Consider the following 10,124-nt stretch of genomic DNA (forward strand, 5'->3'; position numbering starts at 1 on the left):
GGTTCGGGGGCGGCGGGGGCGGTGGCGGCCATGGCGGTAGCGGCTTCCACGGGTCGACCGGCGGCGGCTTCGGATTCGGCTTCGGGACCGGTTTCGGATCCGGTGGCGGTGGGCTCGTCGCCGTGCTGGTGATCGTGGCCGTGGTCCTGCTGATCCTGTGGATCAGGTCCCGGCGCCGCAAGGCGGCGCTGGCAGGCGAGCTGAACACGGTCTCGGACCGCACGGCGCACCGCGCGGACGCGCAGGCCCGCGAGCGCGCCGCCCGGGTCTCGGCCCGGGTCGATGCCATCGCCGACACCGATGCGACCTTCGACCGCGCGGCGCTCGAGCGCCGGGTGGTGTGGCTGTACGAGACGGCCCAGCGCGCCTGGACCGGGCACGACCACGCCACGCTGCAGCAGATCCTGTCCCCGGTGCTGTACGGCAAGTGGGCCGAGCAACTGCGCGACTACGAGTCGCGTGGTGAGGTCAACGTCGTGGAGATCGTCGACGGTCCGGCGGTCGAGCTTGTCGACGTCGCCAACCGGGCGGGTGAGCTGAACGACACCGTCACCTTCCGGATCACCGCGACGCTGCGCGACTACGTTCGCGGCGGCGACGGCGGGCAGGCCGTGCGCAAGGACGGCTCGACGCGCCCGGTCGAGTACTGGACGCTGCGCAAGAGCGCGGCCGGCGAGTGGATCGTGTCCTCGGTCGAGCAGGCCACCGAGGGGGCGCACCACCTGGGCAACGCCATCGAGACCGACGGCTGGGACCAGAAGGAGGTCGCCCGGGAGGCGGTGCTCGAAGTCGCGCGGAGGAGCACGGTCACCGGGGGCAGCGACGTCCTCTCCCTCACCAACATCTCGTGGAGCACGGACGCCGACGCCGCCGCCGGCGATCTGAGCGTCCTCGACGGCCGCTTCGACAGGGCGGTGCTGGAGGTCGCCGTCGAGCGGTTCCTGGAGGAGTGGGTCATGAACGACGGCAGCCTCGACTTCACGGCCGTCCGCACGGCCCGCCGGACCGTCCTGCGCGAGGCCGCCGTCACGTCGGTCACGGTGCGCTCGCTGGTCGCACGCGACCCGGTCGTCTTCCGCGTCGCGGTCGACGCGCAGGGCGTGTACTACGAAGTCGACCGCCGCACCGAACAGGTACTGGGCGGTGACGCGCACAAGCGCAGGCCGATCGCCTTCACCTTCGACCTGCGGCTGGACGACACCTCAGCCAAGGCATGGACCGTGATCGCCACCGGCACGCAGTAGCCACGCCTCCACCGCCAGGGTCACCTCCCACGCTGGCGACGTGGACCTGATCTCGGAGAGGAAGCGGCTGAGCCCGGTCTGGACACCTCCGAGCGGGCGGAGCCGATACCTCCTGACCTGCGGCCTTCCGCTGCAGAGCACGCCGTCCCGCAGCACGCAGGCCGTCGCGTCGTGGCCGAACTGCAGTCCGAGGACGATCATGAGGTCCGGGCGCCGTCCGTTCGAGTGATCTCTTCGTCGGCGCGGGTGGTTTCTCCGCGGCCGCTCGGGGGCGGGTGGTTTGCTGTGCGGCGAGCTGCGGCCGACAGGTCTTCCGTGGCGACGTGCGGCGGCGTGGAGGACGGGCGACCAGGCCTTCCTCCCGGGCCGCAGGGGCCCGAGCGAGCCGAGGCCCTGGGGGCTCCCGAGCGGCTGGAGGTGGTCGGTGGTGACGGCTGGGAGTTGCGGTGGGTCGTCCGGGAGCCGGGGCCGGCCGCGGTGGGGCGCCGGTGCGGGGCGGCGGCTGGGCCGGGCCGTCGGCCGGGCCCGTACCGCGGCCGCCGCCAGGCTGTCGGCCGCCGCGCGCGGGCTCGGGCGGCTGCCCGCGCCGCCGGGGCCGTTCCGGCCCGGGTTCTGGCGCAGTCCGATCCGCGGGCCCTGGCTGACCTCGGTGTTCGGTGCGGTGTTGCTCGTCGGGATGCCGGTCCTGTTCGTGACCGGGGCACTGTCCTACGCCGCCTACAACCCCGACCTCGGCCCGCTCAACGACCAGACCCCGGACAAGGGGCTGCTGGGCTTCTACCTCTTCGACTGGCCCACCCGCCCGTCCTGGCTCTACCGGCTCACCCAGGGCGTGCACGTCACGCTCGGCGTCGTCCTGGTGCCGGTCGTGCTGGGCAAGCTGTGGTCGGTGATCCCGAAGCTGTTCGAGTGGCCGCCCGTGCGCAGCGCGGCCCACGCCCTGGAACGGCTGTCGCTGCTGATGCTGGTCGGCGGGGTGATCTTCGAGTTCGTGACCGGGATCCTCAACATCCAGCTCCACTACGTCTTTCCGGGTTCCTTCTACACCCTGCACTTCTACGGGGCGTGGGTGTTCATCGCCGCGTTCGCCGTCCACGTCGCGCTCAAGCTCGGCCGGCTGGTCCGTGCCCTGAGGTCGCGCCCGCTGTGGCGGGAGCTGCGCACCGGCGTCGCCGACACCCGCCCCGAACCACCGGACGCGGACGGCCTCGTGGCGGCGGACCCGGCCCCGCCGACGATCGCCCGGCGCGGTGCGCTCGCCCTGGTGGGCGCGGGCTCGCTGGCCCTGCTGGTCGTCACGGCCGGGCAGAGCATCGGCGGCCGGCTCCGGGCCACCGCGCTGCTGGCACCGCACAACCGCGAGCCCGCGGCCGGTCCGAACGGATTCCAGATCAACAAGACGGCCGCCTCCGTCGGCATCACGGCGGCCATGGTCGGACCGGACTGGCGGCTGGAGCTGCACGGCGCCGGTCCGGTGCGGGTGTTCACCCGGGAACAGCTGCTCGCGCTGCCGCAGCGATCGGCCCGGCTGCCGATCGCCTGCGTGGAGGGCTGGTCCACCGAGGACCAGCACTGGAGCGGACTGCCGCTCGCCGAGCTCGCGGCGATGGCCGGGCTCCCCGACGCGGCGGACGTCCTCGTGGAGTCGGTCCAACCGCCCGGCCCCTACTCCTCCGTGGTGCTGCGCGGCAACCAGATCCGGGACCCGCTCTCCCTGCTCGCCCTGCACGTCAACGGAGTCGACCTCTCACGCGACCACGGCTATCCCGCCCGCGTCATCGTCCCCGCCAACCCCGGTGTGAACAACACCAAATGGGTCGGCCGACTGACCTTCAGGACGTGACGGTGGACCGACGCACCCCCTTCGCCCGCCGGTACGGGGCCCGGCCGCTGCACCTGCTCGCGCTGCTGGCCTCCTTCGCCCTCACCGGCTACGCGGCCGTGCGCCTGCTGGCCGCGCAACCCCTCGCGGTGGCGGTCTGGTTCGTCGGCGCGGCCGTCGCCCACGACCTGATCCTCTTCCCGCTCTACTCGATCGCCGACCTCTCGGCCCGCTCCGTGCTCCGCCGCCCGCCCGAGTCGGTGCCGGCCGTGCCCTGGATCAACCACCTGCGCGTGCCCGCGGCCCTGTCCGCCCTCCTGCTGCTCGTCTGGTTCCCGCTGATCCTCCGGCTGTCCGAGCCCTACCCGGGCGCCACGGGCCTGACGGACGAGGTCTACCTCGGCCGGTGGCTCGCCATCACCGGGGTCCTCTTCGGGGCGGCCGCCGTCGGCCTGGCGTTCCGGATCCGCCGCGCACGCCGGACCGGGCGATCGGCGCGCGACGACGAAGGCGCCGCCCGCGAACCCTAGGACCGCGCGTCGACCGTTCCCCCCGGCCCGCTCCCGCGGTCGCCGGACGTTTCCCCGATGAGAGGTGGTGCACATGGCGGTTCGTCAGGAATCCCCGCGGGCCGAGCTGGGCGTGATCGGCGGCTCCGGACTGTACGCGTTGCTGGACGACGTGACCGAGCTGCGTGTCGACACGCCGTACGGGCCGCCCAGCGACGCGCTGTTCCTGGGCGAGGTCGCCGGGCGCCGGGTCGCGTTCCTGCCGCGGCACGGGCGCGGGCACGCACTGGCCCCGCACCGGATCAACTACCGGGCCAACCTCTGGGCGCTGCACGCACTGGGCGTGCGGCAGGTGATCGCGCCGTGCGCGGTGGGCGGACTGCGGCCGGAGTACGGGCCCGGGGTCCTCCTGGTGCCGGACCAGTTCGTGGACCGGACCTCGGGGCGGGTGCAGACCTACTACGACGGGCAGCCGCTGCCGGACGGCTCGCTGCCGCACGTGGTGCACGTCTCGATGGCCGACCCGTACTGCCCGGCCGGGCGGCTCACCGCCCTGGAGGCGGCGCGCACGGCGGCCTGGGAACCGGTCGACGGCGGCACCCTGGTGGTGATCGAGGGGCCGCGCTTCTCCACCCGGGCGGAATCCCGCTGGTTCGGGGAGAACGGCTGGTCGGTGGTCGGCATGACCGGGCACCCGGAGGCCGCGCTCGCCCGCGAACTCGGCCTCTGCTACACGGCGTTGGCCCTCGTCACCGATCACGACGCGGGCGTGGAGAAGGGTGCGGGCGTCACCCACACCGAGGTGCTGAAGGTCTTCGCCCGCAACGTCGACCGGCTGCGCACCGTGCTGTTCAAGGCCCTGGAGGCCCTGCCCGTCGACCGGGAGTGCCCCTGCCCGCACGCCCTGGACGGCCTGACGACCGGCCTTCCCGGTGTTCCGGGTGACTGACCGGACCCGGAGCCTCCTGCCCTGCGCACTCGCCCTCGCCGCGTTGGTGGCGGCCCTCGCGCTGACCGTGACCGGCGGCGGGACGCTCGCCGACCGGTCGCGGCTCCCCGGCTGGTACGTCCTGGACGCCGCGCTGTTCGCGGCCGCGCTGCTCCTGCTGCGGAAGGTGGCCGACCGCCACGTGGCGCCGCTGGTGCTGGTCGGGAGCGTCCTGGTCGCCGGGGCGGGACTGCTCGCACCCCCGCGCACCAGCGACGACGCCTACCGGTACGTGTGGGACGGGCGGGTCCAGGCGGCCGGCCTCTCCCCGTACGCGCACGCCCCGGACGACCCGGCGCTGGCCGGGCTGCGCGACCCGGGCCTGTTCCCGGACGGGGACGGGTGCGCGGCCTGGGACGAGCGGAGGACCGCGGCCGGGGACTGCACCCGGATCAACCGGCCCGCCGTGCACACCGTCTACCCGCCGGTCGCGGAGGCGTGGTTCCTCGCCCAGCACCCCTTCGGCGGCGGGGTGCGCGGCGTACAGGCCGGCGGTGCCGTGCTGGCCGTCGCCACCACCGGCGTGCTGCTCGCCGTCGGCGGGCGGCGTCGGTGGGCGGCACTGTGGGGCTGGTGCCCGGGAGTGGCGCTCTGGGCGGTCAACGACGCCCACGCCGACACCCTGGGCGCGCTCCTGATGGCGGCCGGGCTCGGGTGCGCGGCCCGCCGCCGGGCCGGTGCCGGCGGCGCGCTGCTCGGTGCGGCGGCCGCGACCAAGCTGCTGCCGGCCCTGGCCCTGCCCGGGGCGCTGTCGGGGCTGCTGGCCCGGCGGCCGACCGGGAACGACCTGCTGCTCGCCGCGACGGCCCTCGGGACCTTCGCGGCGGCGTACCTCCCGTACATCGCGCTCTCCGGCACCGGCGTGCTGGGGTACCTGCCCGGATACCTGCGGGAGGAGGGCTACGAACAGGGGCACCTCGAACGGTTCGGCCTGCTGCGGGCACTGCTGCCCGAGCGCTGGGCGCCGTGGGCGGCCGCCCTGGTGCTGGCGGCGGTGGTGCTGCGGGTGCTGCGGCACGGTGACCCCGCCCGGCCCTGGCGCGGGGCGCTCCTGGTGACCGGGACGGCGCTGCTGCTCGTGGCGCCGAGCTACCCGTGGTACGGGCTGCTGGTGGTCGCCCTGGTGGCGCTGGACGGCCGGTGGGAGTGGCTGGCGGTACCGGCGGCCGGGCAGGTGCTCTACCTGACGGGCGGCGAGGACGCCCAGCGCGCCGCGTACGGGGCCGCGCTGGTGTGGGTGCTCGCGGTGCCGCTGGTGCGCGCGCGGCTGGGTGGCGGGTCGCGCCGGGCGGTGGCCGGTGCGGTACCCGAGCCGACCAACTCCTGACCGACCCGGCTGGGCGGGGCCACGGGGAGGCCCCGGGCTCAGCCCTTGCGCAGGGCGAGGAAGCGGCGGCCGCAGGAGGTCCAGCGCTCCGCCTCGACGAGGCCCACCGCGCCGGCCAGCCGCACGGCCGCCGACCCGCCGAGCCGGGCCCAGGGGAAGGAGGGGCCGAGCCGCCCGCCCGGCCCCTCCACCCGGACGACGGCCCGCTCGTCCACCTCCTCCGGCTCCACCTCGACCAGCAACAGCCCGTCCGGGGCGATGAGTTCGGCGCCCCGGCGGAGCAGCGCGCCCGGGTCGCCGCCGATGCCGAGGTTGCCGTCCGCCAGCAGCGCGGCACCCCAGCGCCCCTCGGCGGGCAGGCGGTCGAAGACGGACCGGCAGATCGCCCGGCCACCGAGGCGGACCGTGCGGGCCACCGCGGTCCTCGTCACGTCCACCCCGAGGACCGGCACGCCGAGGGAGAACAGCGCGGCCACCAGCCGGCCCGGGCCGCAGCCGAGGTCGAGGACCGGCGCCCCCAGGCCGGCGCAGCGCCGCAGCAGACTGTGATCGGCGCCGGCCGCCGGAGCGCACCAGCGCTCGATGTCCAGGTGCAGTCGGCGGCCGTCCTCGTGACGCAGCCACAGCGGGCCGCGACCGGTGCGGACGGCTTCGGCGAACGGGTCGTCCACCCAGGGGGCGGCCACCGTCAACTCGCCGCCTCCGGAGCGGTCGTGGCGGCTCGGAGCCGGCCGGCGAAGCGGCTGTCGGGAGCCTCGGCGGCGACCTGCCAGGCGTCGTCGACGGTGTCCACGTCCGTCAGCACCGGCAGCCGGTGGACGGTCAGGCGCTCCTCCGCCAGGCGGCGCAGCAGCGCCGCGCCGGTGTCCGGTGCGGACATCGGTACGCCGTGCAGCAGCCGGGCGGCCAGCTCCGCGGTCGGCCGGGCCAGGCCCAGCGCCCAGAAGCCGCCGTCGGCCGCCGGGCCGTACCAGGCGTCGACGCCCGGCCGCCGGACCGCGGAGAGCGGCTCGGCCAGGGCGGCCGCCTCCAGCTGCGGGGTGTCCATGCCGACCAGCAGCGCGGGCGCCCCGGGGGCCAGCCGGGCCGCGTGCGCGAAGGCGTCGGCCAGCCGTCGGTCCAGGCCGCCGGCGCACTGGGGGACGACCGTCCAGCCCGGCGGCAGCCAGTCGCCGGGCTCGCCGTCCAGGACCAGCAGGCGGCGTCCGGCGGGCATCGAGCCCACGGCGTGCAGGGTGTCCGTGAGCGCGGCCTCGGCGAGCGCCGCCGCCTGGGACGGGGTGAAGGGCGGGGTGAGGCGGGTCTTGACCCGGCCGGGGACGGGCGCCTTGGCGATCACCAGGAGGGTGGGCGGCGGCGCGGCCAGCACCACCCGCATGTCGCGGACGGCCTGGCGGGTGCCGCGTACGGTTCCGGTGACCTTGGAGCGGCCGGCCCGCGGCAGGTAGTCGACGGAGGCCTCGCCGATCCGCAGCCCGGCGGCCGAGGCCGCGAGCACCATCTCCAGCGGGTAGCCGGAGCGCCGGTCGCCGAGCCCCAGGGCCAGCAACTGCTCCCGGCGGGCGGCCCGCATCGGACCGAGGTCGTGCAGCCGGACGCCCGTGCGGGCCCGCAGCCGACGGGCGAGGACGGCGTTGGCGAGCCGGGCGTGCAGCGGCCAGGCGCCGGCGGTGGCCGGCCGGCGGCGGCCGAGCACCAGGTCGGCCGTGCCGGCCAGCACCGGGTCGGCGACCCGGGAGAGCTGGGCGGGATCGAGCGAGCCGTCGCAGTCCAGGAAGCAGATCAGCTCGGCGGTGGCGGCGCGCAGGCCCGTGTGGCAGGCGGCACCGAAACCGCGTCTGGGTTCCTCGACCACCGTCGCGCCGAGGGAGCGGGCGAGTGCGGCGGAGCCGTCCCGCGAACCGTTGTCCACGACGATCGCCCGCCAGCCGGGCGGAATCCGGTCGAGGACCCAGGGCAGGGCCTCGGCCTCGTCCAGACAGGGCAGGACCACGTCGCCGACCGGCGGGGGAGGGGGAGCTTCTGTCACGGCGGTCACGGTAGCCGCCGGGTGGCCCGGCGCAGCCGAACCGCGCCTTCACGGACGGGTCGCACCCGTCCGGCCGCACCCGTTCGGGGGAGCCGCGGAGCGCGTGGGCCGACGTCGGTGGGCCGCCCGGCGGTGGCGCCCGGCCGTGAATCCGGCGCGTGGGCGCGGGCGGCCGCAGGTGATGGACCGTCCGCCCCCCGGGCGTCAGGTGCGCAGCGGCGCCGTCGCGAACTCCGTCATGCCGTCGGCGAAGGCGGTCCGGGCCCGCCAGCCGAGCTCCCCGCGCAGCCGCGCGGAGTCCGCGGTGATGTGCCGGACGTCGCCGAGCCGGTACTCGCCCGTCACCACCGGCACCGGCCCGCCGTGGGCGGCGGCGAGCGCCACCGCCATCTCGCGGATCGTCCGGACCTCACCGCTGCCCACGTTGTACGCCCGGGCACTGCCCGGAGGCCGAATGCGGACCGCCGCGAGTGCCGCGAGGTTGGCCTCGGCCACGTCCCGGACGTGGACGAAGTCCCGTCGCTGCCCGCCGTCCTCGAACACCCGTGGCGCCTCACCCCGGACCAGGGCCGAGCGGAACAGCGAGGCGACCCCGGCGTACGGGGTGTCGCGCGGCATGCCGGGCCCGTACACGTTGTGGTACCGCAGCGTCAGGACGCGCCCCCCGCAGGCCCGGGCCCAGGCGGAGGCCAGGTGTTCCTGGGCCAGCTTGGTGGCGGCGTACACGCTGCGCGGATCGGTCGGGGCGTCCTCCGCCACCAGCCCGGGGCTCAGCCCCGTGCCGCACCGCGGGCACGGCGGCTCGAACCGTCCGGCGTCCAGGTCGGCCGGGCGCCGCGGACCGGGTGAGACGTCCCCGTGCGCCGGGCACCGGTACCGGCCCTCCCCGTAGACCACCATCGACCCGGCGAGCACCAGGTTCCGTACGCCCGAACGTGCCATCGCGGAGAGCAGGACCGCCGTCCCGAGGTCGTTGCAGCCGGCGTACGCGGGCGCGTCGTCGAGGTCCAGGCCCAAGCCCACCATCGCCGCCTGGTGGCAGACCGCGTCCACCCCGGCCAGCGCCCGTTCGACCACCGCCGCGTCCCGCACGTCACCGTGCCGCGGTTCCACGCCCTCCGGCAGCACGGGCATCACCCCGGAGGGATGGACGGCGGGCAGCAGCGCGTCCAGCACCCGGACCTCGTGGCCCTCGGCCGCCAGGGCCCGTACGACCGCCGAACCGATGAACCCGGCACCGCCGGTGACCAGAATCCTCATGGCCCGCGACGTTACCGGCTGCCGCCGGGCTCGCCCGTTCGGCGCACCGGGGGAATGGCTCGGCCGCTCCGGGCGGTGTCCGGCGGTACGGTACGTCACGGCCCGCGGTGGCCGGGGCGGTGCGTCCACCGTCCCGTCGCGGCGGGACACCGCACCGGGCCGGTCCCGAACTCCGGCACGCTCCTCCGCACCGCGGACACCCCGGGTGCCACGGGGACAGGACTCCGTGGAGGGCGTGGCGCAGACAGCAGGAGGAGGCGCCGATGCCGGACGGCTTCAGTGCGGGCGACACCGCCTTCGTACTCGTCAGTGCGGCCCTGGTCATGGTGATGACCCCGGGGCTGGCCTTCTTCTACGGGGGCATGGTCAGGGCCAAGAGCACGCTGAACATGCTGGCGATGAGCTTCGCCGCGCTCGCGGTCGTCAGCGTGCTGTGGGTGGCCTACGGCTACTCGCTGGCCTTCGGCACGGACGCCTTCGCCGGCCTGATCGGCAACCTGGACCACGTGGGGATGCGCGGCATCGGCCCGAACGACCTGAAGGGCTCGATCCCGGTCACCGCGTTCGCCGCCTTCCAGCTGATGTTCGCGGTGATCACCCCGGCGCTGATCAGCGGTGCGATTGCGGACCGGGCGAGGTTCGCGGCCTGGGCGCTGTTCGCCGCCCTCTGGGACACGGTGGTCTACTTCCCGGTCGCCCACTGGGTGTTCTTCACCGACAACGGGCACGGCGGCTGGCTGGTCGACCGGGTGGGCGTGATCGACTTCGCCGGCGGGACCGCCGTGCACATCGACGCCGGCGTCGCCGGACTCGCCCTCTGCCTGGTGCTGGGCAGGCGGATCGGCTTCCGGAAGGACCCGATGCGCCCGCACAGCCTGCCGCTGGTGATGCTCGGCTCCGGGCTGCTCTGGTTCGGCTGGTTCGGCTTCAACGCGGGCTCGGCGC

The 10,124-nt window shown here is 75.6% G+C and carries 9 protein-coding genes and 1 pseudogene; 6 read left to right on the plus strand and 4 right to left on the minus strand.

Annotated elements, in window-relative coordinates; translation table 11 throughout:
* Positions 1-122 precede the first annotated feature (122 nt).
* From ACWGJO_RS29725 to ACWGJO_RS29745, 5 genes are all read left to right on the plus strand, one after another.
* Positions 123-1,244, plus strand: a complete 1,122-nt coding sequence (locus ACWGJO_RS29725) for a TIM44-like domain-containing protein (protein ID WP_452188386.1) — start codon at positions 123-125, stop codon at positions 1,242-1,244.
* A gap of 547 nt (positions 1,245-1,791) precedes the next feature.
* Positions 1,792-3,087 (plus strand): molybdopterin-dependent oxidoreductase, encoded by a 1,296-nt coding sequence (locus tag ACWGJO_RS29730; protein ID WP_452188402.1) that lies wholly within the window; start codon positions 1,792-1,794, stop codon positions 3,085-3,087.
* Positions 3,088-3,089: 2 nt separating this feature from the next.
* Positions 3,090-3,596, plus strand: coding sequence for a hypothetical protein (locus ACWGJO_RS29735; protein ID WP_452188388.1), 507 nt, complete (start codon positions 3,090-3,092; stop codon positions 3,594-3,596).
* Positions 3,597-3,669: 73 nt separating this feature from the next.
* Complete coding sequence (locus ACWGJO_RS29740) at positions 3,670-4,524, plus strand: S-methyl-5'-thioadenosine phosphorylase (protein ID WP_452188389.1); 855 nt, start codon at positions 3,670-3,672, stop codon at positions 4,522-4,524.
* Positions 4,517-5,890, plus strand: a complete 1,374-nt coding sequence (locus tag ACWGJO_RS29745; protein WP_452188391.1) for a hypothetical protein — start codon at positions 4,517-4,519, stop codon at positions 5,888-5,890. The genes ACWGJO_RS29740 and ACWGJO_RS29745 overlap by 8 nt, the downstream gene beginning before the upstream one ends.
* Positions 5,891-5,928: 38 nt before the next feature.
* Here the strand turns inward: ACWGJO_RS29745 and ACWGJO_RS29750 are convergent, their stop codons facing one another.
* The 4 genes and pseudogenes from ACWGJO_RS29750 to ACWGJO_RS29765 form a co-directional block, all read right to left on the minus strand.
* Entirely contained in the window at positions 5,929-6,576 is a 648-nt protein-coding gene (locus ACWGJO_RS29750; RefSeq protein WP_452188404.1) for an SAM-dependent methyltransferase, read from the minus strand.
* 2 nt (positions 6,577-6,578) lie between these two features.
* Entirely contained in the window at positions 6,579-7,106 is a 528-nt protein-coding gene (locus ACWGJO_RS29755) for a TIGR04282 family arsenosugar biosynthesis glycosyltransferase (protein ID WP_452188406.1), read from the minus strand.
* Between the two features lie 108 nt (positions 7,107-7,214).
* Positions 7,215-7,928 (minus strand): annotated as a pseudogene (locus tag ACWGJO_RS29760) (glycosyltransferase family 2 protein); the annotation flags it as partial.
* 195 nt (positions 7,929-8,123) lie between these two features.
* A complete protein-coding gene (locus ACWGJO_RS29765) occupies positions 8,124-9,179 on the minus strand; it encodes an NAD-dependent epimerase/dehydratase family protein (protein ID WP_452188392.1) in 1,056 nt (351 codons plus the stop codon).
* Positions 9,180-9,442: 263 nt separating this feature from the next.
* Between ACWGJO_RS29765 and ACWGJO_RS29770 the strand changes: the two genes are divergently transcribed.
* Positions 9,443-10,124, plus strand: a 682-nt coding sequence (locus ACWGJO_RS29770; RefSeq protein ID WP_452188394.1) for an ammonium transporter, incomplete at its 3' end; no start/stop codon positions are given.

The sequence above is a fragment of the Kitasatospora sp. NPDC054795 genome, assembly GCF_053611565.1.